This is a genomic window from Streptomyces sp. S186, from assembly GCF_051603415.1.
GTDB lineage: Bacteria > Actinomycetota > Actinomycetes > Streptomycetales > Streptomycetaceae > Streptomyces.
Window position 1 is genome coordinate 4,320,269 of the sequence record NZ_CP193932.1, and the last position, 23,842, is coordinate 4,344,110.

Below are 23,842 nucleotides of genomic sequence, written 5' to 3' on the forward strand. Positions count from 1 at the left end.
TGAAACACCGTTCCCTCGACGTCGTTTCACGTGAAACACCACGCCCGCTCCGTGCCCCGCCTCACTCCGTCGGGACCGAATCCACCTCCGGCCGCCCCCGCGACACGCCCCGCTGCTCCGGCGCGATGGTGCGACGCAGCGCCTCGTGCAAGGCCGTCGGGGTCAGCACGCCCAGAAACCGCCGGCCGTCCAGGACCGCGATCCAGCCGGCGTCGTGCTTGAGCATCTCGCTGAACGCCGCCTTGAGGGTCCCGGCCGCCGGGATCCACGCCTCCATCCGCCGGGCGTGGTCGGCGACGGTCCCTCCTGCGCCCGCCAGGCTTTCGGTGCCAACCCAGCCGTGCAGCGCCCCGTCGGCGTCCAGTACCACCGCCCAGCGCGCGCCCTCGGCCCGCAGGCGGGACACCGCGTCCGCGGCCGGCTCGGCGAGCCGGGCGAACGGCGGACGCTCCAGGTCCTCGCGGTCGATGGGGGTGACCGAGAGTTGCTTCAACGCCCGGTCCGCGCCCACGAATTCGGCGACATAGGGGGTGGCGGGAGCGCCGAGCACCCGCGCCGGGGTGTCGAACTGCTCGATCCGGCCGGCACCGTAGACCGCGATCCGGTCGCCGAGCCGGATGGCCTCCTCGATGTCGTGGGTGACCAGCAGCACCGTCTTGTGCATGGTGGCCTGGAGCCGCAGGAACTCCGTCTGGAGGCGGTCCCGGACGACCGGGTCGACGGCACCGAACGGCTCGTCCATCAGCAGCACCGGCGGATCGGCCGCCAGCGCCCGGGCCACCCCGACCCGCTGGCGTTGCCCGCCGGACAACTGGTCGGGATAGCGCGAGCCGTAGACGCCGGGGTCCAGGCCGACCAGGTCCAGGAGTTCGGCGGCCCGCTCGCGTGCCCTGGCCTTCTTCCAGCCGGTCAGGAACGGCACGGTCGCGGTGTTGTCGAGGACGGTGCGGTGGGGGAAGAGGCCGGTCTGCTGGATGACATAGCCGATCCGGCGGCGGAGCCGGACCGGGTCGACGCCGGAGACATCCGCGCCGTCGACGAGGATCCGGCCGCTGGTGGGGTCGATGAGCCGGTTCACCATCATCATGGTCGTCGTCTTGCCGCACCCGGACGGTCCGACGAGGGTGACCAGCTCGCCCTCGTCGACCTCGAAGGACAGGTCGTCGACGGCGGTGGTCCCGTCGGGGTAGCGCTTGGTGACCGACTCGAACCGGATCATTGCGCCATTGAATCCCGCGGCCCCGCACCGGTCCCGTCATGCGGGCAATCGAGTGGGCGAAGTGAACGGCTACGGGGGCCGTACGAGTTGCTTCCGGGGCACCTCCTCCCGTCCTGCCGCGCCGGGCCCGACCGCCGTGCTTACGATCCACCCGGCCGCCTCCTCGAAAGGGTGGAAGGAAACGCCACATGAGAGCCGTAGCAGTCAACGCCTTCGGTGCGGACCCGCAGCTCATGGAGCTGCCGCAGCCTGAACCGGGGCCCGGCGAGGTCCTGGTGCGGCTGGCCGCCGCCGGGCTCAACCCCGTGGACTGGAAGCTCGCCGACGGCGCGTTCGGGGATGCCGTCCGGGCGTCCTTCCCCCTGGTTCTGGGCACGGACGGGGCGGGCGAGGTGGTCGCGGTCGGCAGCGGTATCCGGCGGTTCACCGTGGGCGACCCGGTGTTCGGCCAGTTCCAGCTCCCGGAGCGGGGCGGTGGTTCGTACGCCGAGTTCGCCGTGGCCCGGGAGGACGCCATCGCGCTGGCCGCCCGCAGCGTCACCTATGCGACCTCCGCTGCTGTGCCCACGGCCGGGATGACCGCGTACAACCTGGTGGAGGAGACCCGGATCGGCGAGGGCCGGCGGGTGCTGATCGTCGGCGCGACCGGCGGGGTCGGCACCTTCGTCACCCAGCTCGCGGCCGGCCGCGGTGCCGAGGTGATCGCCACCGCCCGCCCGTCCAAGGCGGAGTTGATGCGCACGCTGGGCGCCGCGGAGACCGTCGATCACACCGCGGGCCCGATCGCCGACCAGGTGCTGGCCGCCCACCCGGACGGGGTGGACGTGCTGATCGACATGGTCAGCGACGCCAAGGCGTTCGTCGAGCTGACCCGGACCGTACGGGACGGCGGGGTGGCGGTCTCGTTGATCGGCTCGGCCGATGCCGATGTGCTCACCGAGCACAATCTGCGCGGCTTCAACTTCGTCAACCGCCCCTCCCCGCAGCTTCTGGAGATCCTCGCGGGGCACCTCGACGCGGGCCGTCTCACCGTCCTCGTGGGCCTCGAAGTCCCGCTGGAGGAGGCCCCGGAGGCCCTGGCGGCCAGCCGCACCGGGCGGGCGCAGGGGAAGACCGTCCTGGCGATCTGAACACGGCCCGCCTCGGCCACCGGGCGGGCCGTTGCCATGGGAGCCGCCGACCCGGTCTGCGCGCCCGCCGGGTCCGCTCCGTCCGCTACCGGCGCGGCCGGCCGTCGGCGGCGCGGTACCGACGGCCCGAGGGGGTCCGGCGGCGCAGGCTGGCGGCGGCGCGCGGAACCGTCGCGGCGAGGGCGGCGGTGGCCGCCGCGGTGCCGATCGCCGTCCACATACCGGCGCGCAAGGGGGCGGTCAGGGCGGCCGTGTAGGCGTCGGCGGCCGGACGGGGCACCGCGGCGGGCAGCGCGTCCAGGAGCCGGCCGCGCAGCAACGCCAGCGCCGCCGCCAGGAGGGCGCAGGCCACCGCGCAGCCGGCCGCGGTGCGGATCAGCGCCGGCCGCCGGCGCCGGCTCAGCAGCAGGCCGCCCAGGAGGCAGAGCGCGGAGGCGGGCGGCAGCAGCAGCGCTCCACGGCGCGCGGCCCGGAAGCCGGCCCGGAGCCGGGGCACCTCGGGGGATTTCAGCAGGACGATCGAGACGCCGGTGGGCGGCACCTTGCGGACGATGTCGAGGCCCAGCCCGTTACCGGACAACTGCTGCCGGACCCGCTCGATGACCGGCGAGAGGTCGAGGGTGACGGGGGCGTTGCCGGACGCCGCCAGCGTGCCGTCCAGGGCCCGGTGGGCGGTGCGGTGCACCCCCGTCCAGACCGTGGGGAAGGTCCGGCCGGTGACGACCTCACGGACCTGTTTGCCGACGAACTCGCGGATGCCGCGGGTGAACTTCCGCCGCAGCGCGGGCCGTTCGGCGGGGGGAACCGCCTTGAGCAGGCCGTCGAGCCGGACATGGGGCATCACGCCGTTGGTGACGTCGTCGACGATGGCGTTCTGGACGGCGGGGTCCCGGGCGAGCGGGGCGACGGCGGTCACATAGCGGTCGGTGTCGGTGAGTTCGGTGCGGGCCCAGACGGCGGCCAGACTCAGCGGCAGCAGTAGCGTTCCGAGCACCAGCAGTGCCGCACCGGCCGGCGAGCGGCCGCGGCGCGTTCGCCGGGGCGGGCAGCGCGCCGGCGCCGGCCGGCCGTCGGCGCGTGCGGGTGCACTCGCTGACATGCGTCCCGGTCCCTCCTGAAAGCGGCGATGGCTGCCATGCTCCAGGCAAGTCGGTACGGCGGCCGGCCGCGAGCGGGGCCGGTGCCAATGGGTGACCGGCGGCCCGGCGGTGGGCGGTCAGTGGCGGTGCGGGCCCGGACGGTGCACGGGGCCGTGGGAGTCGTCGCAGTGGCCGCCGGAGGGCTGCTCGGGACCGGGGCCGGGGCCCAGCGTCAGCAACTCGTCCTCGTCCTGTTCGCCGAGGTGGTCGACCTGGAGGGTGGCATGGGTGATGCCGTACTCGCCGCGCAGCAGCTTCTGGAGGTTGCGGCGGACCTTGTGGCAGTCGCCGCCCGGCGCGACCAGGATGTGCGCGGACAGCGCGGGCTGCCCCGAGGTGATCTGCCAGATGTGCAGGTCGTGCACCTCGACGACCTGGTCGGCGGCGACGAGGTGGTCGCCCAGCGCGTCCGGGTCGATCCCGGCCGGGGCGGCCTCCATGAAGATCCGCCCCGATTCCCGCACCAGCCCCGTACCTGCCTTCAGCATCAGCGCGACGACGACGAGCGAGGCGATCGCGTCGGCCCGTTCGAAGCCCGTGGTCAGCACGACGAGACCGGAGATCGCGGTGGCGATGAAGCCGAACAGATCGGTGAGGATGTGCTGGTAGGCGCCCTCGATGTTCAGGCTGGAGCGGTTCGCCTTCGACAGGAACCAGGTGCAGATCAGATTGATCACGACACCGGACAGCGCGGTGATCACCACCAGCCCGCCGGTGACCGCGGGCGGGGAGATCAGCCGCTGCACCGCCTCATAGGCCAGCCAGACGGAGAGCACGAGCAGCGTGATGCCGTTGGCCTGTGCGGAGAGGATCTCGGCGCGCTTGAGGCCGTAGGTGTAGCCGCCCCGCGCGGGCTTCGCGGCCAGCCGCATCGCGACCAGGGCCAGCACGATCGAGACCGCGTCGGTGAGCATATGGGCGGCGTCCGAGATCAGCGCCAGCGACTGGGCCAGGACACCGATGACGACCTCGACCGCCATGTAGGCGGTGAGCAGGATGAGCGCGGCCCGCAGCCAGCGCCGGTCGGCGTCCGGGGACACGGCATGGGTGTGGTTGTGCGCATGGCTGTGCCCACTGTGGGCGTGCTCGGTCATGGGCGCGCTCCTTTCCGGCTCCACCTTGCTCCTCGCAGCGAAGCAAACCGCACTTCGGCAAAAGATCCAAAGGCTGCACCGGTGACCGTTGTCATTACCGTCCAACGGGCTATCGTGCCTGGTCAGAGCGGTGCGGGTGGAAAGCGCGTGCGGACCGGGCCGGCGCGGCCGGCCGGGCGCCCACCCGTCGTTTCACGTGAAACGACGGGTTTCACGTGAAAGAGGAACGGGGCGGGGTGCACCGGGACGTGCCGGGGTGCGCGGCCCTCCCCGGGAGCCGGGGCCGCACGGCCGGTCAGTAGAGTTCGGCACCCGTCCCCCGGACGCTCCCGACCTCCGTTTCTTCCCCTTCGCGCCCCGAGGTGCCCGCCGTGACTGCCCCGCTTCCGCTCTCCGTCGTAGGTATCGGAGCCGACGGCTGGGACGGTCTGTCGCCGGCCGCGCGGCGGGAGCTGGGCGCGGCCGAGGTGCTGATCGGCGGGGCACGGCAGCTGGCGCTGCTGCCCGCGGAGTGCGTGGGCGAACGGGTGCCGTGGCCCTCGCCGCTGCGGCCGGCCGTGCCCGGGCTCCTCGCCGCGCACGCCGGGCGGCGGGTCTGTGTGCTGGCCAGCGGGGACCCGATGTTCTACGGGATCGGGCGGACGCTGACCGAGGTGATGGCGGCGGACGCCGCGGTGCGGCAGCCGCTGCGGGTGGTGCCGCATCCGTCCTCCGTGGCGTACGCCTGCGCCCGGCTGGGCTGGGCCGTGGAGGACACCGAGGTCGTCACTCTGGTCGGGCGGCCCGCGGAGAACCTGGTGCGGGCGCTGTACGACGGGGGGCGGGTGCTGGTGCTGTCGGCCGGCGCCGGGACGCCCGCCGAGGTGGCGGGGCTGTTGCGGGACCGCGGCTTCGGGCCGAGCCGGATGCGGGTACTGGAACAACTCGGCGGCGTACGCGAGCGGATCGCCGAGGGCACCGCGGCGGGCTGGGACGTGCCGGCCGGCGACCCGCTCAACGTGATCGCGCTGGACTGCGTGCGGGCGCCGGACGCACCCCGGCTGCCGCTCGTGCCCGGCCTCCCCGACGACGCCTACGAACACGACGGTCAGCTGACCAAGCGTCATGTCCGGGCCGCCACGCTGGCCGCGCTGGCTCCCGGGCCCGGCGAACTCCTCTGGGACATCGGCGGCGGCTCCGGCTCCATCGCCGTCGAATGGCTGCGCGCGCACCGCAGTTGCCGGGCGGTCAGCGTCGAACGGGACGCCGTGCGGGCGGCCCGGATCGGCCGCAACGCGCGGGCGCTCGGCGTGCCGGCGCTGCGCGTGGTGCACGGTGCCGCGCCCGCCGCACTGGCCGGACTGCCCACGCCGGACGCGGTGTTCATCGGCGGCGGCCTGACCGCCCCCGGGCTGCTGGACGCCTGCTGGGACGCGCTGCCCCCGGGCGGCCGGCTCGTCGCGAACACCGTGACGCTGGAGTCGGAGGCGCTGCTGACCGAGTGGTACCGGTGCCACGGCGGCGAGTTGGTGCGGCTCGCGGTCGCCCACGCGGTGCCGGTCGGCGGCTTCACGGGCTGGCGGCAGGCCATGCCCGTCACCCAGTGGTCGGCGGTGAAGCCCGCACGCCCCGGCCCGCAGGAGGCCGCCGCGCCGGCCCGCTCCCAGGACCCCTCGCAACCCCTCCCAGGAGACCGACAGCCATGACCGTCTACTTCATCGGCGCGGGCCCCGGCGCCGCCGACCTGATCACCCTGCGCGGCGCCCGCACCCTCGCCGCCTGCGGGGTCTGCCTCTACGCGGGCAGCCTGGTGCCGCGGGAACTGCTCGCCGAGTGCCCGCCGGGGGCCCGGCTGGTCGACACCGCGCAGCTGGACCTCGACGCGATCACGGCGGAGCTGGTCCGGGCCCACGAGGAGGGCCAGGACGTCGCCCGGCTGCACTCCGGCGACCCGTCCGTCTTCAGCGCGGTGGCCGAGCAGATGCGCCGTCTGGACGCGGCGGGGGTGCCGTACGAGGTCGTGCCCGGCGTGCCCGCGTTCGCCGCGGCGGCGGCCGCCCTCAAGCGCGAACTGACGGTGCCCACCGTCGGCCAGACCGTCGTCCTCACCCGTGTCGCGCAGCGCGCCACGCCGATGCCCGAGGGCGAGGACCTGGCCACCCTGGGCCGCAGCGGCGCGCTGCTGGTGCTGCACCTCGCCGCGATGTACGTGGACCGGATCGTGGACGAACTGCTGCCCCACTACGGCGCCGACTGCCCGGCCGCGGTCGTGGCGATGGCCTCCCGCCCCGATGAACTCGTCCTGCGCGGCACGCTCGGCGACATCGCCGGCCAGGTGAAGGCCGCGGGCGTGGTGCGGACCGCGGTGATCATGGTCGGCCGCACGCTGGGTGCCGAGCAGTTCCGCGACAGCCACCTCTACTCGCCGGAGCGCGAGCGGCCGCACGCGCCCTGCGACGGCGCTGCCTGAGGGGCCGTCAAGGTCGGCGTGCACCGGGCCTGTCCGGCTGAATTGTATGACCGCATCGGGGTGAAAGTCCGTTTTTCCGACCTCGGAGGCCGGTAAGGAAGCTGCGACACACATGGGGGGCCGACGCAAAGGAGCACGCCAGGATGCGTACCAGAATGGCCGCCACCGCGGTGGTCGCCGCGACCGTGCTGACCCTCACCGGCAGCACGGTCGCCAACGCCAGCGGCAGGGACAACCCGCGCCGCTCGAAGGACAGCCCCATCAAGATGGCCGCCTGTGCCCTGGGCAGCGCGCTGGGCGCGCTGACCGGCGGGGACGACAGCTGCCTGCGCGAGCGGATGGAGCGCGCTCGCAGGGAGGCACGTCGCGAGGCGATGGAGCGCGAGGGCCTTTCCGATCACCGGAGGTCCTACCAGCGTGCGGACAGCTCGGAGGAGATGGGGCGCGCGGACGACATGGGCCGGCAGGACGAGATGGGGCGCGAGGAGGGGATGAGCCGCGGCGAGTATCTGCCGCGGATGTGACGACGGGTGGCACGGCAGGGCGTCGGATCCCGGCTGTTCGGCGGGGCGCGTTTCACGTGAAACATCCGACGCCGGTCGCGCCAGGGCCTGTCGTCACACTCCCGTCGTCCGTCGGAAGGGCGTGCAGAGCGCCGAACGCCAGGCGGGAGCCCGACGACAGGCCACAGACCACAGACACAGGCCCTAGGGCGCTTCTGACGGATCTCCGCGGCGTCGCGGCGCCTGGCACGCACTCTCGCGGCGTTGCTGAAATGTCCCCGTAGCTCCGCTATGAAGACCTTCCGGCGCCTTGCGAGAGCACGCACCAGGCGCCGCTCCTTCCTCCACGGAGATCCGTCAGAAGCGCCCTAGCCCGCCGGCCCCCGTGGCTCTGCCCGCCCCACCACCAGTCCCGCCCGGTCGATGCAGATGACGTCGACCGCGACCGGAGCTCCTCGGAGCACGGCCAGCGAGGCATCCCGGGCCGTGACCGCCACCAGGTCGCCGAGCGGAACGCCGGCCGCCGCGCACAACTGGAGCGCGGCGAGGCCGGTGTTCGCCTCGGCCACCGCCTGTGCCAGCGCCTCGCCGGCGCCGCCCTGCCGGGCCAGCTCGGCCAGGAAGCCCTTGTCCACCTGGGACCGTGCCGAGTGCAGGTCCAGGTGTCCGGCCGCCAGTTTGGACAGCTTGGCGAAACCGCCGCAGATCGTCAGCCGGTCGACGGGATGGCGGCGGATGTACTTGAGGACCGCCCCCGCGAAGTCCCCCATGTCCAGCAGTGCGTCCTCGGGCAGGTGGTGCAGCGCGACGACGACCTTCTCCGACGTCGAGCCCGTGCATCCCGCGACATGTCGCCGGCCGGCGGCGCGCGCCACGTCCACCCCGCGCCGGATCGAGTCGATCCACGCCGAGCAGGAGTACGGCACCACGATCCCGGTCGTCCCCAGGATCGACAGTCCGCCCAGGATGCCGAGGCGCGGATTCCAGGTGCTGCGCGCGATCTCCTCGCCGTGATCGACCGAGATCTCGACCTCGACGTCCGCGGTCGCCCCGTCGCCCCCGTGTGCCTGCGCGACGCGCGTCAGATGCTCCCGGATCATCTGCCGCGGGACGGGGTTGATGGCCGGCTCGCCGACGTCCAGCGGCAGTCCGGGGCGGGTGACCGTGCCCACGCCGGGCCCCGCCCTGAACACCACTCCGCTCCCGGTCGGCAGCGCCCGTACCGTGGCCCGGACCAGCGCCCCGTGTGTCACGTCGGGATCGTCGCCGGCGTCCTTCACCACCCCGGCCATGGCGGTGGCCGGTCCCGCGCCGGCAGTGGTCAGTTCCTCCACCGCGAGCGCGAAGGACGGCGTCTGCCCCTTCGGCAGCGTGATCGTCACCGGGTCCGGGAACTCCCCGCGCAGCAGCGCCGTGTACGCGGCGGTGCCGGCCGCCGTGGCACAGGCGCCGGTCGTCCACCCGTGCCGCAGCCCGGTGTGCGCGAGCTGGGCGCTCCGCCCTCCCGTACCCTTCGGTTGCGCTTCACCCACGGAGGAACCCGCCGCTCATGCCGTCGTCACCCGTCCACGACCCCGTCCGCCATGTACTGGTCCTCGGCGGCACCACGGAGGCCCGCCGGCTGGCCGCGGCCCTGGCCGAGGAGCCCGGGGTGCGGGTGACGTCCTCGCTGGCCGGCCGGGTGGCGGCGCCGCGGCTGCCCGCGGGGGAGGTGCGCATCGGCGGGTTCGGCGGCCCCGGGGGCCTCGCCCGCTGGCTGCGCGAGCACGCGGTGGACGCGCTCATCGACGCCACCCATCCTTTCGCCGGGACGATCAGTTTCCACGCGGCCCAGGCCGCCGCCACCGCCCATGTTCCCCTGCTGGCCCTCCGCCGGCCCGGCTGGGTCGCACGACCCGGTGACGTCTGGCACCCGGTCCCCTCGCTCGACGCGGCCGCCGCGGCCCTGCCCGCCCTCGGCAGCCGGGTCTTCCTCACCACCGGCCGGATGGGCCTGGCCCACTTCGCCCACCTCACGGACCTGTGGTTCCTGGTCCGCTCGGTGGACGCCCCCGAGCCCCCGCACCCGCCCCGGATGACCACCGTCCTGGACCGCGGCCCGTTCACCCTCGACGGCGAACGGGAACTGCTGCGCCGCCACCGCATCGACGTCCTGGTGACCAAGGACAGCGGCGCCGCGGCGACCGCCCCCAAGCTGGCCGCCGCGCGGGAGGCCGGGGTGCCGGTGGTGGTCGTCCAGCGGCCGCCGGTCCCCGAGGGCGTCCCGGTGGCCGACGAGCCGGGCGCGGCCGTGGACTGGGTGCGGGCGCTCCTCGGCTGACGCCGCGCGAGCGGTCAGCGTTCCGGGTACCTCCGCGGTGTCCAGACCGTCTCCGTGCCGTCGTCGCGCCGCACCCGCCGGGTCAGCGACGAGCCGACGAGCAGGATCGTGCGCATGTCGACCTGGGCGGGATCGAGGTCGATGAGCGGGACGGTGCGCAGCGACTCCTCGGGGCCGCCGATGTCGCGGGCGAGCATGACCGGGGTGTCCGGTGCGCGGTGCTCCAGGAGGACGTCCCGGGCCTTGCCGACCTGCCAGGTGCGGCTGCGGGAACCGGGGTTGTAGAGCGCCAGCGCCAGGTCGGCGGAGGCCGCCGCGCGCAGCCGCTCGGCGATCACCTCCCAGGGCTTGAGCCGGTCGGAGAGCGAGATCACCGCATAGTCGTGGCCCAGCGGCGCACCGGCCCGCGCGGCGGCGGCGTTGGCGGCCGTGACGCCCGGCAGGACGCGTACCGGCACGGCCCGGTAGGGCTCCTCCGACGCCACTTCGAGGACCGCGGTGGCCATGGCGAAGATGCCGGGGTCACCGCCGGAGACCACGGCGACCCGGCGGCCGCGGCGCGCCAACTCCAGGGCGAACTCGGCGCGTTCGGACTCGACCTTGTTGTCCGAGGGGTGCCGGCGCTGGCCCGGGCGCACCGGGACGCGGTCCAGGTACGTGGTATAGCCGACGAGGTCGTCGGCGGCGGCCAGGGCGCCGCGGGACTCCGGGGTGAGCCAGCGCGGACCGGCCGGCCCGGTGCCGACCACGACCACCTCACCGCGCTCGTCGGCGGCCGGCTCCGGCTCCCCGGCGGAGGAGGCGATGCGGCTCGGCACGACCGCGACGGAGAAGTACGGAACGGTGTCGGCGTCGACGTCGGCCAGCGCGCCGGTGCGCTCCCCGGCCATGGTGGCGCGCTCGACATAGCGGGCCTCCGCCATCCGGCCGGAGCGCTCCAGGGCCCGGCGGACGCTGGGGAAGGTGCGACCCAGCTTCATCACGACCGCGGAGTCGGCGGCGCTCAGACGCGCCGTCAGCTCCTCCTCGGGCAGGGTGCCGGGGAGGACCGTCAGCACCTCGTCGGCCTCGGTGAGCGGGGTGCCCAGGCGGGCCGCGGCGGCGCTGACGGAGGTGACGCCGGGCACGACCTCGGTCGGGTAGCGGTGCGCCAGCCGCTTGTGCATGTGCTGGTAGGAGCCGTAGAAGAACGGATCGCCCTCGGAGATCACCGCGACGGTGCGGCCGGCGTCGAGATGGGCGGCTAGCCGCGCCGCCGCCGCCTCGTAGAACTCGTCGAGAGCCCCGCGGTAGCCGCCGGGGTGGTCGGTCGACTCGGTGGTGACCGGGTAGACGAGGGCTTCCTCGATGTGGTCCGGGCGGATGTGCCCGGCGGCGATGGACCGCGCGATGGAGCGTCCGTGCCGGGCGCTGTGGTACGCCACCACATCGGCCCCGGCGATGATCTCCACCGCCCGCACGGTCATCAGGGACGGGTCGCCGGGGCCCAGGCCGACGCCGTAGAGGCGGCCGGTGGAACGCTCAGGGGAGGGCGCGGCCGGCTGGTCCGCCGCACCGCTGCTGGCCTGCTGCTCGCTCACGCTCACTCTTCCTCGCTCGCCAGGGCGTTGATCGCGGCCGCGGCCATGGCACTGCCGCCGCGCCGCCCGCGCACCACGATGTGGTCCAGCTTCGCCGGGTGGTCGATCAGCGCGTCCTTGGACTCGGCCGCGCCTATGAAACCGACGGGGATACCGAGGACCGCGGCAGGGCGCGGCGCGCCTTCCTCGATCATTTCCAGGAACCGGAAGAGCGCGGTGGGGGCGTTGCCGAAGGCGACCACGGCGCCCTCCATGCGATCCCGCCACAGTTCGAGGGCGGCGGCGCTGCGGGTGGTGCCCAGCCGCGCGGCCAGCTCCGGGACGGACGGGTCGCCGAGGGTGCACAGCACCTCGTTGTCGGCGGGCAGCCGCTTCCGGGTCACTCCGCTGGCCACCATGGTGGCGTCGCACAGGATCGGCGCACCGGCGCGCAGCGCGGCGCGGGCACTGGCCACCACCCCCGGGGTGAAGGCGAGGTCGCGGACGAGGTCGACCATGCCGCAGGCGTGGATCATACGGACCGCGACCCGGCTGACGTCGGCGGGCAGGCCCGAGAGGTCCGCCTCGGCGCGGATGGTGGCGAAGGACTGGCGGTAGATCGCCGCCCCGTCCTTTTCGTAGTCGAACGCGGTCACTGGGGCCTCGGGTTGGTGGGTTGAGGGGTGGAAGGAGAAGCAGAGGGGGCAGACGGCGGAGCACCGGGCGGGGGCAATGTTTCACGTGAAACCGGCGCCGGTGAGGCCGTTTCACGTGAAACGGCGGCCAGTTGAGATGTTTCACGTGAAACCGTCGGTGGCGGCGGGGAGTTGGGGCCCACCGCGGTGGTGCGGTAGCCCTCGGGCGTCGCCAGCGCATCGACCCAGGCGCCGTGCGGATGGCCGCAGCGCCGTTCGCAGCCCGACCAGTGGACGGGCAGCCTGGCGGGCACTGCGGAGCCGTCCGCCGGGACGGGCCGGCCCACGGAGAGCGCGGCCGCCGCCTCGCTCCGCACGTCCCTGCGGGACTTGGCGCAGCCGGGCAGGCCCGTGCAGGCGGTGACCCGGCGCCAGGGGGAGTCGGGGTCGGTGACCAGTCCGGCGGCGGCGAGGTCGGTCAGCCGCCGGGCGGCCAGGGCGGCGGGCAGGCCGGGGACGACGATGCCGCGCCAGGGCGTGAGGCGCAGCGTGCCGCAACCGTCGTCGTCGGCGATCCCGGCCAGCAACCGCCATTGGGCCACCGACAGACGGCCGAGCGGCGCGAGGACCACGACGGCGCGGCGGCCGTCGGGTCCGTCGACCGCACCGGGGGCGGTGGCATCGGCGTACGGCACGGCCGGCCGCGGGCCGGCGGCGTCCGCGTACTCCGCGGCGATGCCCGCGGTCCGCAGCGCGCGCTGCACCTCCCGGGCGGTCAGCGGCCGCGCTGCGGGCAGTTCGCGGACCCGCCAGGCGCCGTCGCCGCGCTCCGCGGCGGCGGCCAGGAAGACCTCCGCGGCCGTCAGCGCCGCCCGCGGGACGTCGTCCGCCGCGATCCGCAGCACCGCCCGCTCGTCGCCGACCCGCAGCAGCGCCCCGTACCCGGACGCGGTGTCCGGCGGATACGCGGTGTCCGCCGGGGCCCGCCGGCCGGATTCTGCGAGCAAGGTCACATCGCCGCCCAGGTCCGCCACATCGCCCCGTCCGTCGTCCAGGACGAACAGGAAACGGCCCGAGAGCGCCGTCGCCGGCTCGCTCGCGCACAGCAGTGCGTCCAGGCTCCGGGCCCACAACCGCACGTCGGAGGGGGTGTGCCGGTCCAGTCCGGCCAGCGGTGAGGCCAGCACGTTGCGGATCCGCTCATGGCGGACGGACGGCAGCAGCCCGGCGTCGGCGAGCAGACCGGCGAGCGCCTGCCCGCAGTCGTCGGGCAGGCCGCGGAGTTCGACGTTGCCGCGGGAGGTGAGCGAGAGACGGCCGTCGCCGAGGCGGTCCGCGGCGTCCGCCAGCGCGCTGGCCTGGCGCACCGTCAAGTCCCCGGCGGGCACCCGCACTCGGGCCAGCCGGCCGTCGGCGGCGGAGTGCAGCCGCAGCGCTCCCGGGCAGGCGTCACCGCGGTCCCGTACCGGCGGTCCGGGCCGGTCGGGGCGGGGTGCGGGGGTGGGCGGCATGGCGGCGAGCATACCTACGTCGGTGGCGCCCGGAACCGGGTCGAGGGGATCGGGTGAGACGGCCGCGTAGGCCCGCTCCCGCGGTCCGGCGGCAGCCCTTACTATGCAGGTCGGCGGGTCGGCTGACCCGCCGGACGCCAGCGACGGCGCCAAGGGAGGAAGCCCGGTGAGAATCCGGCGCGGTCCCGCCACTGTGAACCCGGCCACCGCCGGGTGAGCCAGGAACTCCCGCCGTCCATACGACCACCCGGGGCGTGGACACCCCGAGGAAGGGCTGCGCCGTGATTCTGCTGCTGTCGACCTCCGACACCGACCTGCTCAGCGCACGCGCGGCCACCGGCCCCGTGCCGTACCGGCTCGCCAACCCCGCCCGCCTCGACCTCGCCGAACTCCCCGGCCTGCTGGAGGGCGCCGACCTCGTCGTCGTCCGCCTCCTCGGCGGCCTCCGCGCCTGGGAGGACGGCCTGGACGTGCTGCTGGCCGCGGACCAGCACCGCCCGGTCGTCGTGCTCACCGGCGAACAGGCCCCCGACGCCCAGCTCATGGAGGCGTCCACGGTCCCCGTCGGCATCGCCGCCGAGGCACACGCCTACCTCGCGCACGGCGGCCCGGCCAACCTCTCCCAGCTGGCCCGCTTCCTCAGCGACACCGTCCTGCTCACCGGCCACGGCTTCGAGCCGCCCGCGGCCGCGCCGTCCTGGGGCCCGCTGGAGCGCGCCGCGACGGAGGCGGCCGGCCCGACGGTGGCGGTGCTCTACTACCGCGCCCACCACATGAGCGGCAACACCCGCTTCGTCCACGACCTGTGCGACCAGATCGAGCGCGCCGGCGGCCGTCCGCTGCCGCTGTACGTCGCCTCGCTGCGGGCCCCCGAGCCGGAGCTGATCGAGGAGCTGCGCGCGGCCGACGCCCTCGTCACCACCGTGCTCGCCGCGGGCGGCACCAGGCCCGCCGAGGCGTCCGCGGGCGGCGACGACGAGTCCTGGGACGCGGGCGCACTGGCCGCCCTGGACGTGCCGATCCTCCAGGCGCTCTGCCTGACCGGGTCGCGCGCCGCCTGGGAGGAGAACGACGAGGGCCTCTCCCCGCTCGACGCCGCCTCGCAGATCGCCGTGCCGGAGTTCGACGGGCGGCTGATCACCGTGCCGTTCTCCTTCAAGGAGATCGACGAGGACGGCCTCCCGGTCTACGTCGCCGACGCCGAGCGAGCCGCCCGGGTCGCCGGGATCGCCGTCCGGCACGCCCGGCTGCGCCACATCCCGGCTACTGAGAAGCGGCTGGCGCTGGTGCTCTCCGCCTACCCCACCAAGCACTCCCGGATCGGCAACGCGGTCGGCCTGGACACCCCGGCCAGCGCCGTCGAGCTGCTGCGCCGCCTGGCGGCCGAGGGCTACGACTTCGGCGACGAACCGGTGCCCGGCCTCGCGTCCGGCGACGGCGACGAGCTGATCTACGCCCTCATCGAGGCCGGCGGCCACGACCAGGAGTGGCTGACCGAGGAACAGCTGGCCCGCAACCCGGTCCGCATCCCCGCCGCCGACTACCGCCGCTGGTACGCCACGCTGCCGCAGGAGCTGCGGGAGTCCGTCGAGGAGCACTGGGGCCCGCCGCCCGGCGAGATGTTCGTCGACCGCAGCCGGAACCCCGAGGGCGACATCGTGCTGGCCGCCCTGCGCCGCGGCAATCTGCTGATCCTCATCCAGCCGCCGCGGGGCTTCGGCGAGAACCCGATCGCGATCTACCACGACCCCGATCTGCCGCCGTCCCACCACTACTTGGCGGCCTACCGCTGGATCGCCGCGCCCGCCGCCGACGGCGGGTTCGGCGCCGACGCCATGGTCCACCTCGGCAAGCACGGCAACCTGGAGTGGCTGCCCGGCAAGAACGCCGGGCTCTCCGCCGCCTGCGGCCCGGACGCGGCGCTCGGCGACCTCCCGCTCGTCTACCCGTTCCTGGTCAACGACCCGGGCGAGGGCACCCAGGCCAAGCGCCGGGTGCACGCCACCCTCGTCGACCACCTCGTCCCGCCGATGGCCCGCGCCGACTCCTACGGCGACATCGCGCGCCTGGAGCAGCTGCTCGACGAGTACGCCGCGATCTCCTCGATGGACCCGGCCAAGCTGCCCGCCATCCGCGCGCAGATCTGGACCCTCATCCAGGCCGCCAAGCTCGACCACGACCTGGGCCTGGAGGAGCGCCCCGACGACGACGGCTTCGACGACTTCCTGCTGCACGTCGACGGCTGGCTCTGCGAGGTCAAGGACGCGCAGATCCGCGACGGCCTGCACGTGCTGGGCGCCGCCCCGGCCGGCGAGGCCCGGGTCAACCTCGTCCTGGCCATCCTGCGCGCCCGGCAGATCTGGGGCGGCACCGCCGCACTGCCCGGACTCCGGGAGGCGCTCGGCCTGGACGAGTCCGCCGCCACCCGCACCGCCGCCGACGACGCCGAGGCCGTCGCCCGCGGCCTCGTCCAGGCCATGGAGGACGCGGACTGGGACCCCGCCGCCGCGGCCCGGGTCGCCGAGGGCCACCCGGCGGCGGTCGCCGACATCCTCGACTTCGCCGCCCGGGAGGTCGTCCCGCGGCTGGCCGCCACCACCGACGAACTGGACCACGCCCTGCACGCCCTGAACGGCGGCTTCGTCCCGGCCGGCCCGTCCGGCTCGCCGCTGCGCGGCCTGGTCAACGTCCTGCCGACCGGCCGCAACTTCTACTCCGTCGACCCCAAGGCCGTCCCGTCGCGGCTCGCCTGGGAGACCGGGCAGGCGCTCGCCGACTCGCTGCTCGGCCGCTACCGCGACGACAACGGCGACTGGCCGGAGTCGGTGGGCCTGTCCCTGTGGGGCACCAGCGCGATGCGCACCTCCGGCGACGACGTCGCGGAGGCGCTGGCGCTGCTGGGCGTCCGCCCCGTGTGGGACGACGCCTCGCGCCGGGTGACCGGCCTGGAGGCCATCCCGCTCGACGAGCTGGGCCGCCCCCGCATCGATGTCACCCTCCGCATCAGCGGCTTCTTCCGCGACGCGTTCCCGCACGTCATCGGGCTGCTCGACGACGCGGTCCGGCTCGCCGCCGGTCTCGACGAGCTGGCCGAGAGCAACTTCGTCCGGGCCCACGCCCAGGCGGACCTCGCCGCGCACGGCGACGAACGCCGCGCCACCACCCGGATCTTCGGCTCCCGCCCCGGTACGTACGGCGCGGGTCTGCTCCAGCTCATCGACTCCCGCGACTGGCGCACCGACGCCGACCTCGCCGAGGTCTACACCGTCTGGGGCGGCTACGCCTACGGGCGCGGGCTGGAGGGCCGCCCGGCCCGCGAGGAGATGGAGACCGCCTACAAGCGCATCGCGGTGGCCGCCAAGAACACCGACACCCGCGAACACGACATCGCCGACTCCGACGACTACTTCCAGTACCACGGCGGCATGGTCGCCACCGTCAAGGCGCTCAAGGGCAAGGCCCCGGAGGCGTACATCGGCGACTCGACCCGCCCCGAGACCGTTCGCACCAGGACGCTGGTGGAGGAGACGTCCCGGGTCTTCCGGGCCCGTGTGGTCAACCCCCGCTGGATCGAGGCGATGCGCCGCCACGGTTACAAGGGTGCCTTCGAACTCGCCGCGACCGTGGACTACTTGTTCGGCTACGACGCCACGACCGGTGTCGTCGCCGACTGGATGTACGACAAGCTCGCCCAGACCTATGCCCTCGACCCGGAGAACCGCGCGTTCCTCCAGGAGGCCAACCCCTGGGCGCTGCACGGCATCGCCGAACGCCTCCTGGAGGCGGAGTCCCGCGGTATGTGGGAGAAGCCGGACGCCGAGACGCTCGCGGCGCTGCGGGAGGCGTTCCTGGAGACCGAGGGCGAGCTGGAGGGCGAGGACTGAGAGGCGCGAAGAGAGCGCGGCGGAGCGGTGTTTCACGTGAAACACCGCCCCGCTCTCCCCTCCCGCTTCGGGTCCCGTCCACTCAACTCCGCGGCCACTCAAGCCGTTTGGCGAAGTGCAGCCACGCGGCCAGGACCACCAGGACCGCGGTCGCCCCGCCCAGCGTCATCACCGCCGCGGGGGAGGTCCGGTCCACCACCAGCCCGCCGGCCAGCGCGCCGAGCGAGAACGTCGCCTGGAACGACGCGGTGAAGAGCACCGACGTCGCCTCGGGCGCACCGGGCGCCGCCTTGGCGAACCAGGTCTGCGAGGTCACCGGCACCGCCCCGTACGCGACGCCCCAGACCACCAGCAGCGCCAGCGCGCCGACCGGGCCACGGCCCAGGACCGGCAGCAGCAGCGTGGCGAGCGCCAGCAGCCCGGCCGCGAGCCCGAAGACCGTGCGCGGACGCCGCCCCACCACGGCACCGCCGGCGAAGTTCCCCACCACCCCCGCGACGCCGTAGACCAGCAGGAACACCGTCACCGTCCCCGCCGACGCGACATGGGCGGTCCGCTCCAGGAACGGCGTCACATAGGTGTACGCGCCGAAGTGCGCCAGCACGATCAGGAACGTCATCAGCAACGCGAACCGCGTGTGCACCCCGCGCAGTACCTCGCGCAGCGCCGCCGGGCCGGTGGCGCGGACCGCCGGCAGCGGCGGCAGCACCAGCGCGGTCAGTACCAGCACCGCCACCGCCAGCGCGCCGACCGCGGCGCAGGCGAGGCGCCAGCCGGCCAGATCGCCGAGGAAGGTCCCGGCGGGGACCCCGACCACCGAGCCCAGCGGCACCGCGGAGAAGACCACCGCGGTGGCCCGGCCGGCCGACTCCGCCGGCACCAGCCGCGCGGCGAGCCCGGCCCCGATCGACCAGAACCCCCCGATCACCACGCCGACCAGGACCCGCGACAGCAGCACCAGCCAGTAGGCCGGCGCGACCGCGGCCAGGAGGTTCGCCAGCGCCAGCAGGGCGATGAACGCGCAGAGCATCAGCCGCCGGTCGATCCGCGCGGTGGCCGGGATCACCGTCGGTGCGGCGCACGCGGCGAGGAGGCCGGGGAGCGTCATCATCAGCCCCGCGGTGCCGTCGGAGACCCCGAAGTCGTCCCCGATCCGCGTCAGCAGACCGATCGGCAGGATCTCGCTGGTGACGATGGTGAAGATGCCCAGGGTCACGGCGAGCACGGCGAGCCGGCCCTTGAGGGGCGAACGGCCCGCCGGGGCCGGGGGCGTCGCGGGCCCGGAGCCCCGGCGGGCCGTCGAGCGCGGCCGGGATCCGGCGGGGGTGGGCGCGGTGCTGTCGATGGTCGTCATGCCGTCCGTCCTGAGAGGCGACCCGTTGCGGTGCCCTCAGTCCAGCAGCCGCCGCCCCCGCGGTCCGGCGGCTTTCCGACGTGGTGGTTCCCCCCCCGACAGTGCGCTGTCGGGTCCGTGCCCCGGGCGGGCTCAGCCGCCGGCCGTCGCCACGTGGATCGCCCCGTTGCTGGTGGACAGTTCGAGCCGGTAGCGGCCGGCCGGATCGTTGCGGACCCCGATCTTTTTGCCGCCGTTGTCGGTCTGGGCGGAGACCTGGTAGCGGGCGTCCGGCACGGTGACCGTGACCGCTCCGTTGGACGACTTCGCGCGGACGTCCTGCGCCCTGGTCGCGGTGAGCTCGATCTCGCCGTTGGAGGTCTCGGCCTTGATGCCGTCGCCCGCCAGGCCCCGCCCGGTGATCGCGCCGTCGGTGCTGTGGACGTCCACCGCGCCGGACACCCCGTCCAGGTCGATCGCGCCGTTGCTGGTGGTCACCTTCGCCGAGGCGACCTTGGACAGGCTCAGCGCACCGTTGGAGGTCTCGCCGGTCACCGGAACCGTGCCGGGCACGTCCACCGTGTACGTCACCGAGCAGCCGTCGCCGCAGCCGCCGAGGACCAGGGTCCCGCCCTCGACGCGGTGCGTCGGCCCCTGCGGCCGGTCGCCCCGGTAGGTGACCTTGCGGTGCACGCCGACCGTGCTGCCGCCCTTGCCGCCGTGCACCGTCACGCCGCCGTTGGACGTGTCCACCCGCACCGACGTGATCCTCTGCGACACCGTGGCGTCGTCGGAGAAGCTCTCGCCGACCACCAGCCCGCACGCGCCGAGCGCCAGTACCCCGGCCGCGGCCAGCGCCACCACCCCGGTGAAGCGGACGTGCCTGTGCATGAAATCCCCCCGGAATCCGGTCCGTTCACGGCTCCGGGCGGATGCCCGTCGCCCCTGGCCGGGCCCGTGCCACGGCCCGCCGGCCGCCCGCTCCGGGCCCACCGCCCGACCTTAGGCAGCCCGCGGCCCGCCCGGCCATGGGGCTAACCCCCGCATCCCGGCGGGGGCCTGCCTCCGGGTGCGGCCCCCGGGCGCCGGTGCCACGCTGAGAAGGGGGAGTGTTCCGCTGCGGCAGGAGGAGGCTTCCGGTGAGCGGCACGGGTATGCGTGGCAACGCGAAGGTGTGGAACGCCGAGATCAGCATCGTCGAGTCCGGCAGCGAGGTGCGGGCCGAGGCCCGGCTGCGGGGCAAGGAGGGCGGGCAGATCGTCGGTGCGGGAACCGCCCGGTGCAATCCGGCGGACGAGAACGTCCCCGCCATCGGGGACGAGTTGTCGGTGGCGCGGGCGCTGGCGGACCTCAGTCATCAGCTGCTCAGCCGCGCCGCGCACGACATCGAGGTGCACACCGCCCGCCCCGTCGAGCGGCTGCACGCCTGACGGGCCGGCGGCGCGGCACCCGGGCGGACGGCACCGGCCCGCCCGGGCGCACCCGCGTCAGCCGTCCTTCGACGAGAAGTCCGGCCCGAGCGTGAGCGTCACCGCGCCCGGTGCCGCCTGCGCCGACTCCTCCGCCTTGGTGCCGGGCAGCCGCGCGGCGAGCACCTCGGCCTGGGCCTTCAGACCGGGCGGGTAGCTGATGGTGGTCTTGTCCGTGGACGAGCCGTTGGCGGTGGAGAGGACCGTGAAGCCGAGCCCGCGCAGTTTCTGGGCGCCTTCCGCGGCGAGGCCGGGAGTGCCGGCGCCGTTGAGTACCCGCACTCGGACCGAGTGCGCGGTCACCGGGTTCTTCTCCGCCTCCGCGAACTTCTTCTTCTCCGCGGCGCCGACCTCCCGGTCGTGGGCGAGAGCGCCGAACAGCTCGCTCGCCTGCGGGTACTGCCAGATCACGTTGGCCTTGTCGGTGGGGACGTCGGCCTCGCGCGGATAGGTCGGGACGGTGAGGAAGGTGAGGCGGTCCGAGGGGATGTCCTTGACCGTGGAGGCGAGGTCGTACAGCGGCTTGATCCCGGCCAGGTCCTGGTCGGTGGTGAGGGACTTGGTGGCCGAGTCCAGGAAGTTGTAGAGGTCGGTCGGGCTGGTCAGCTTGGACTGGGCCTTGGCCGCGAGCGCCTTCATGAACTCCTGCTGGCGGCCGATCCGGCCGAGGTCGGAGCCGTCGCCGACGCTGTAGCGGGTGCGGACGTAGCCGAGCGCCTTCTCGTCGGTGACGTTCTGGCAGCCGGCGTCCATGTCGAGGTGGGCCTTCTTGTCGTGGATGGCGTGCTTGGGGCAGACCTCGATGCCGCCCAGCGCGTTGACCATGCCCTTGAAGCCCTGGAAGTCGACCGAGACGAAGTGGTCGATGCGCAGCCCGGTGTTCTTCTCGATGGTCTTGATGCTGCACGCGGCCGCCTTGCGGACGTCGCCGCTGAGCCCGCCGATGGAGAACGCCTCGTTGATCTTGAAGTGGTGCGGGGACGACGTTCCGCCGTCGCCCTTGTCGCAGGACGGGATCCGTACCCAGGAGTCGCGCGGGAAGGACACCGCGGTGGCCCACTTGTGGTCGGCGGAGACGTGCAGCACCATCAGCGTGTCCGACTGCATGGTGGTCAGGCCGCTGCCGTACTTCCCGCCGGTGCCCGCCCGGCTGTCGGAGCCGACCACCAGGATGTTCTTGGAGCCGGGGCTGAGGTTCACCGGCCGGTCGCCGCCGAGCAGGCTGCCCACGTCCGCGCCGTGGATGTTGCCGTTCAGGTGCTGGTACACCCACACGCCGGTCCCGGCCGTGCCCAGCAGGAGCACGCCGACCACGCCGCCGGTCCAGGCCACGATCCGGCCGCGCCGCGTCATCCGGGCCTTCCCGGCCTTGCCGGAACCGTCGGCCCGCCGCCGCTCGGCCCGGCCGCCCGCGGCACGCTCGCCGTCCGCCACCGGAGCCCGGCCGCTCCGGTCGCCCCGTCGGGCCGCCTGCCTGTGCGTCGTCCTGTCATGCACGCCGATGGCCCTTCTGGTCCTTCTGGAGTCGGTCTTGCTGCGGTGAGAGAGGTGGGGGTATGGGGGAGCGCACGGCGCCGGCGGGCGGCGGTGCCGGCCGGGGACCGCGGAGCGGCGGGCCGCCGCGACGGGTCAGATGCCCTCGGTGGGCAGCAGCCGTACGGACTCCGGGTCGTAGCGGAGCCACCGCGGGCGGCCGTCGCCGGGCAGGGTGCGCAGCAGACACCACTGTCCGCCCTCGTCGTCCGTCCACCAGGCACTGATCCGGCCCAATGCCCAGGCGCCGTCGGGATATTGGACCTCGACCGGTTGGTAGACCCATCGCACCTCCGCCTCAGGAGGCGGGCTGTCCCAGGTCAGGGGTCCGCACCTCGTCGCCATCTCCCCCTCCGGCAGCGCCCGTTGCGCATGTCGGACGCAACCCTACCGATAACTTCTACAACGCTGTAGAAGTTCGTCGCTGTGCTCCGGGTCACAAAAAGATATCCGTCGCGTGGCGCGCTGGAGAGTCCGGGATCAGTGTGCCCTCACCACGGCGTCGCCGCCTTCAGAACGAGGAACAGAGCGACCGCCGCGTTCAGCGAGGAGAGCGCGGAGGCCGCGGTGCCCGCCGCCGCGACCAGCGCGGCCAGCCCCGCCGGGGTCAGCGCCGGCGGCCAGGTGCGCGCCGACGGCACCGGCCCGAGCAGCGCCGCCACCCGCCGCGGCACCGGCCCCGGTTCGGGCGACGCGAACTGCGCCACCACCGGGTACGGCGCCGGCCGCGAGATCAGCGCGGCCTTCCCCACCGCGCGGGCGGTCAGCCGCCGGTCGCCGACCGCCCCCGCCGCCTCCTCGTCCGCCCAGCGCTCGGCGCTGAAGGCGACCGCGGAACGCAGCGGCAGCAGCAGCGGGTTGACGCAGCCGGCCAGCCGCACGGCCAGCAGGTAGCGGTGGTGACCGCCCTGCAGATGCGCCCGCTCATGGGCGAACAGGGCGCGCCGCTCGTCGTCGTCGAGGCTGTGCAGCATCCCCCGGGACACCGCGATCCGCCCGGGCCGGGCCGGCCGCCCCGGCCACCCACCGGTGCCCGGCACCGCGTAGGCGTACGGTTCGTCGTCCGGCAGCACCACCGGGTCGGCGCCGGCCGGCAGTACGGCCAGCGCGCGGTGCGCCCGCTCCCGGATCCGGTGGTCCCGGCGCAGCGCGACACCGCACACCGCGAGCGCGGCGGACAGCGCGAAGATCGCCGCGACCCCGGCCACCTCGGCGTACGGCACCGCGGCCCGCACCTCCGGGTCCGACCAGCCGTCCGGCAGCGGATTTCCGGGCAGTTGGGCGGTCCCGACGACGACCAGCAGCCCCAGGCAGAGCGTGCTGCACACGCCGAGGACCACGGCCAGCAGGGTCAGCAGCCGGGTGGTGACCCGGGGATGGAGGTGCTGCTCCGCGAGCCGGGCGATCGGCAGCGCGGTCAGCGGCAGGACGAGCGGCAGGAAGACGAAGACGCCCACCGGTCACCCTCCGCGTGCTTCGTCCGAGGTGTCCGCGCGGCCCGCCCCGGGGCCGGCGTCCGGGGCTCTGCCGTGGTCCTCGGCGCGGGCCAGGAGGCCGCGCAGCACCTCCTCGTCATGGGCCGAGAGGGCCGAGACGAAGCTGGTCAGCACGGCGTCCCGGTCCGGTTCGCCGTCCAGGACGCGGCGCATCCGCAGCGCGGCGAGCCCGGCCTCGTCGGCCGCCGGTGTCCAGGCGTAGGCCCGCCCGGCGCGCTCGCGGGTGACCGCCCCCTTGGCGTGCAGACGGGACAGGATCGTCATCACGGTGGTGTAGGCGAGGTCGCCGCCGAGCCGCTCCTGCACCCAGGCCGCGGTGGCCGGGCCGGGTGCGTGGTGCAGCGCGGCCAGCACCTGTGCCTCCAACTGGCCCTGGCCGCGCCGGGCCCGGTCCCGCCCGTCGCCGCCGAGGGCCGTGCCGAAGGGTGTTCCGCCCATGTCGTCGCCTCCCGTCGCAGCGGGCGCCCCGCGGGCCGGGACGCCGAGGCATTTTACGGCGCCGGACGCCGCCCCCCGGGGCCGCTGCACGGAATGCGCCCGCCGGCGTCGCGCTCTGCCGACTTACTTC

General features: G+C 74.5%; 20 protein-coding genes and 1 riboswitch. Of the genes, 7 read left to right on the top strand and 13 right to left on the bottom strand.

From position 1 onward, the window contains the following. Positions 1–61: 61 nt before the first annotated feature. Entirely contained in the window at positions 62–1,219 is a 1,158-nt protein-coding gene (locus ACRAS8_RS18530; protein ID WP_438487157.1) for an ABC transporter ATP-binding protein, read from the bottom strand. Between the two features lie 188 nt (positions 1,220–1,407). Here ACRAS8_RS18530 and ACRAS8_RS18535 point away from each other — a divergent pair, with 188 nt between their 5' ends. Then, positions 1,408–2,349 (top strand): NADP-dependent oxidoreductase, encoded by a 942-nt coding sequence (locus ACRAS8_RS18535; RefSeq protein ID WP_438487158.1) that lies wholly within the window; start codon positions 1,408–1,410, stop codon positions 2,347–2,349. Between the two features lie 85 nt (positions 2,350–2,434). Here ACRAS8_RS18535 and ACRAS8_RS18540 read toward each other — a convergent pair whose 3' ends face one another. Together ACRAS8_RS18540 and ACRAS8_RS18545 are read right to left on the bottom strand one after the other, a co-directional pair. Further along, positions 2,435–3,448: a hypothetical protein gene (locus ACRAS8_RS18540; RefSeq protein WP_438487159.1), complete on the bottom strand. Its 1,014-nt coding sequence runs from the start codon at positions 3,446–3,448 to the stop codon at positions 2,435–2,437. A gap of 117 nt (positions 3,449–3,565) precedes the next feature. Then, the gene (locus ACRAS8_RS18545) at positions 3,566–4,582 is read right to left on the bottom strand and encodes a cation diffusion facilitator family transporter (protein WP_438487160.1); all 1,017 of its coding nucleotides are present in this window, start codon (positions 4,580–4,582) and stop codon (positions 3,566–3,568) included. A gap of 371 nt (positions 4,583–4,953) precedes the next feature. Between ACRAS8_RS18545 and cbiE the strand changes: the two genes are divergently transcribed. From cbiE to ACRAS8_RS18560, 3 genes are all read left to right on the top strand, one after another. After that, entirely contained in the window at positions 4,954–6,267 is a 1,314-nt protein-coding gene (gene cbiE / locus ACRAS8_RS18550; protein ID WP_438487161.1) for a precorrin-6y C5,15-methyltransferase (decarboxylating) subunit CbiE, read from the top strand. Continuing rightward, positions 6,264–7,031: a precorrin-4 C(11)-methyltransferase gene (cobM, locus tag ACRAS8_RS18555; RefSeq protein WP_438487162.1), complete on the top strand. Its 768-nt coding sequence runs from the start codon at positions 6,264–6,266 to the stop codon at positions 7,029–7,031. The genes cbiE and cobM overlap by 4 nt, the downstream gene beginning before the upstream one ends. Positions 7,032–7,174: 143 nt before the next feature. Beyond that, on the top strand, positions 7,175–7,555 hold the full coding sequence (locus tag ACRAS8_RS18560; protein ID WP_438487163.1) for a hypothetical protein: 381 nt from the start codon (positions 7,175–7,177) through the stop codon (positions 7,553–7,555). A gap of 347 nt (positions 7,556–7,902) precedes the next feature. Here the strand turns inward: ACRAS8_RS18560 and ACRAS8_RS18565 are convergent, their stop codons facing one another. After that, positions 7,903–9,066, bottom strand: coding sequence for a cobalt-precorrin-5B (C(1))-methyltransferase (locus tag ACRAS8_RS18565; protein ID WP_438487164.1), 1,164 nt, complete (start codon positions 9,064–9,066; stop codon positions 7,903–7,905). Positions 9,067–9,083: 17 nt separating this feature from the next. Here ACRAS8_RS18565 and ACRAS8_RS18570 point away from each other — a divergent pair, with 17 nt between their 5' ends. Beyond that, entirely contained in the window at positions 9,084–9,854 is a 771-nt protein-coding gene (locus ACRAS8_RS18570) for a cobalt-precorrin-6A reductase (RefSeq protein WP_438487165.1), read from the top strand. A 14-nt stretch (positions 9,855–9,868) separates the two neighbouring features. Here the strand turns inward: ACRAS8_RS18570 and ACRAS8_RS18575 are convergent, their stop codons facing one another. Genes ACRAS8_RS18575 through cobG form a run of 3 tightly spaced genes read right to left on the bottom strand, consistent with a single transcriptional unit; the run spans position 9,869 to position 13,571 of the window. Next, on the bottom strand, positions 9,869–11,440 hold the full coding sequence (locus ACRAS8_RS18575) for a precorrin-2 C(20)-methyltransferase (RefSeq protein ID WP_438487166.1): 1,572 nt from the start codon (positions 11,438–11,440) through the stop codon (positions 9,869–9,871). Beyond that, the gene (locus ACRAS8_RS18580; protein WP_438487167.1) at positions 11,437–12,069 is read right to left on the bottom strand and encodes a precorrin-8X methylmutase; all 633 of its coding nucleotides are present in this window, start codon (positions 12,067–12,069) and stop codon (positions 11,437–11,439) included. The genes ACRAS8_RS18575 and ACRAS8_RS18580 overlap by 4 nt, the downstream gene beginning before the upstream one ends. Continuing rightward, on the bottom strand, positions 12,066–13,571 hold the full coding sequence (gene cobG, locus ACRAS8_RS18585) for a precorrin-3B synthase (protein WP_438487168.1): 1,506 nt from the start codon (positions 13,569–13,571) through the stop codon (positions 12,066–12,068). Before cobG ends, ACRAS8_RS18580 begins: the two co-directional genes overlap by 4 nt. An 85-nt stretch (positions 13,572–13,656) precedes the next feature. Then, a riboswitch (cobalamin riboswitch) is annotated at positions 13,657–13,806 on the top strand. A gap of 34 nt (positions 13,807–13,840) precedes the next feature. On the opposite strand from cobG, the gene cobN reads away from it, so the two are divergent. Next, on the top strand, positions 13,841–17,443 hold the full coding sequence (gene cobN, locus ACRAS8_RS18590; protein ID WP_438490524.1) for a cobaltochelatase subunit CobN: 3,603 nt from the start codon (positions 13,841–13,843) through the stop codon (positions 17,441–17,443). 82 nt (positions 17,444–17,525) lie between these two features. On the opposite strand, the gene ACRAS8_RS18595 is transcribed toward cobN, so the two are convergent. Both ACRAS8_RS18595 and ACRAS8_RS18600 read right to left on the bottom strand, forming a co-directional pair. Then, positions 17,526–18,797, bottom strand: a complete 1,272-nt coding sequence (locus ACRAS8_RS18595; RefSeq protein ID WP_438487169.1) for an MFS transporter — start codon at positions 18,795–18,797, stop codon at positions 17,526–17,528. A 132-nt stretch (positions 18,798–18,929) separates the two neighbouring features. After that, positions 18,930–19,667, bottom strand: coding sequence for a DUF4097 family beta strand repeat-containing protein (locus ACRAS8_RS18600; protein ID WP_438487170.1), 738 nt, complete (start codon positions 19,665–19,667; stop codon positions 18,930–18,932). Positions 19,668–19,930: 263 nt separating this feature from the next. Here ACRAS8_RS18600 and ACRAS8_RS18605 point away from each other — a divergent pair, with 263 nt between their 5' ends. Continuing rightward, complete coding sequence (locus ACRAS8_RS18605) at positions 19,931–20,206, top strand: DUF1876 domain-containing protein (RefSeq protein ID WP_438490525.1); 276 nt, start codon at positions 19,931–19,933, stop codon at positions 20,204–20,206. A 57-nt stretch (positions 20,207–20,263) separates the two neighbouring features. Here the strand turns inward: ACRAS8_RS18605 and ACRAS8_RS18610 are convergent, their stop codons facing one another. From ACRAS8_RS18610 to ACRAS8_RS18625, 4 genes are all read right to left on the bottom strand, one after another. Continuing rightward, positions 20,264–21,598 carry an LCP family protein gene (locus ACRAS8_RS18610; protein ID WP_438490526.1) on the bottom strand — a complete coding sequence of 445 codons (1,335 nt, stop codon included), beginning with the start codon at positions 21,596–21,598 and terminating at the stop codon, positions 20,264–20,266. A 276-nt stretch (positions 21,599–21,874) separates the two neighbouring features. After that, positions 21,875–22,123: a hypothetical protein gene (locus tag ACRAS8_RS18615; RefSeq protein WP_438487172.1), complete on the bottom strand. Its 249-nt coding sequence runs from the start codon at positions 22,121–22,123 to the stop codon at positions 21,875–21,877. Positions 22,124–22,269: 146 nt separating this feature from the next. Next, positions 22,270–23,235 (bottom strand): M56 family metallopeptidase, encoded by a 966-nt coding sequence (locus ACRAS8_RS18620; protein ID WP_438487174.1) that lies wholly within the window; start codon positions 23,233–23,235, stop codon positions 22,270–22,272. A gap of 3 nt (positions 23,236–23,238) precedes the next feature. Beyond that, positions 23,239–23,712, bottom strand: a complete 474-nt coding sequence (locus ACRAS8_RS18625) for a BlaI/MecI/CopY family transcriptional regulator (RefSeq protein WP_438487175.1) — start codon at positions 23,710–23,712, stop codon at positions 23,239–23,241. Between the last annotated feature and the right edge of the window lie 130 nt (positions 23,713–23,842).

Coding starts and splice junctions, on each gene's coding strand:
- ACRAS8_RS18530 (WP_438487157.1), bottom strand. CDS start 1,219: ATGATCCGGTTCGAGTCGGTCACCAAGCGCTACCCCGACGGGACCACC.
- ACRAS8_RS18535 (WP_438487158.1), top strand. CDS start 1,408: ATGAGAGCCGTAGCAGTCAACGCCTTCGGTGCGGACCCGCAGCTCATG.
- ACRAS8_RS18540 (WP_438487159.1), bottom strand. CDS start 3,448: ATGTCAGCGAGTGCACCCGCACGCGCCGACGGCCGGCCGGCGCCGGCG.
- ACRAS8_RS18545 (WP_438487160.1), bottom strand. CDS start 4,582: ATGACCGAGCACGCCCACAGTGGGCACAGCCATGCGCACAACCACACC.
- cobM (WP_438487162.1), top strand. CDS start 6,264: ATGACCGTCTACTTCATCGGCGCGGGCCCCGGCGCCGCCGACCTGATC.
- ACRAS8_RS18560 (WP_438487163.1), top strand. CDS start 7,175: ATGCGTACCAGAATGGCCGCCACCGCGGTGGTCGCCGCGACCGTGCTG.
- ACRAS8_RS18570 (WP_438487165.1), top strand. CDS start 9,084: ATGCCGTCGTCACCCGTCCACGACCCCGTCCGCCATGTACTGGTCCTC.
- cobG (WP_438487168.1), bottom strand. CDS start 13,571: ATGCTCGCCGCCATGCCGCCCACCCCCGCACCCCGCCCCGACCGGCCC.
- ACRAS8_RS18595 (WP_438487169.1), bottom strand. CDS start 18,797: ATGACGACCATCGACAGCACCGCGCCCACCCCCGCCGGATCCCGGCCG.
- ACRAS8_RS18600 (WP_438487170.1), bottom strand. CDS start 19,667: ATGCACAGGCACGTCCGCTTCACCGGGGTGGTGGCGCTGGCCGCGGCC.
- ACRAS8_RS18605 (WP_438490525.1), top strand. CDS start 19,931: ATGCGTGGCAACGCGAAGGTGTGGAACGCCGAGATCAGCATCGTCGAG.
- ACRAS8_RS18610 (WP_438490526.1), bottom strand. CDS start 21,598: ATGACGCGGCGCGGCCGGATCGTGGCCTGGACCGGCGGCGTGGTCGGC.
- ACRAS8_RS18615 (WP_438487172.1), bottom strand. CDS start 22,123: ATGGCGACGAGGTGCGGACCCCTGACCTGGGACAGCCCGCCTCCTGAG.
- ACRAS8_RS18625 (WP_438487175.1), bottom strand. CDS start 23,712: ATGGGCGGAACACCCTTCGGCACGGCCCTCGGCGGCGACGGGCGGGAC.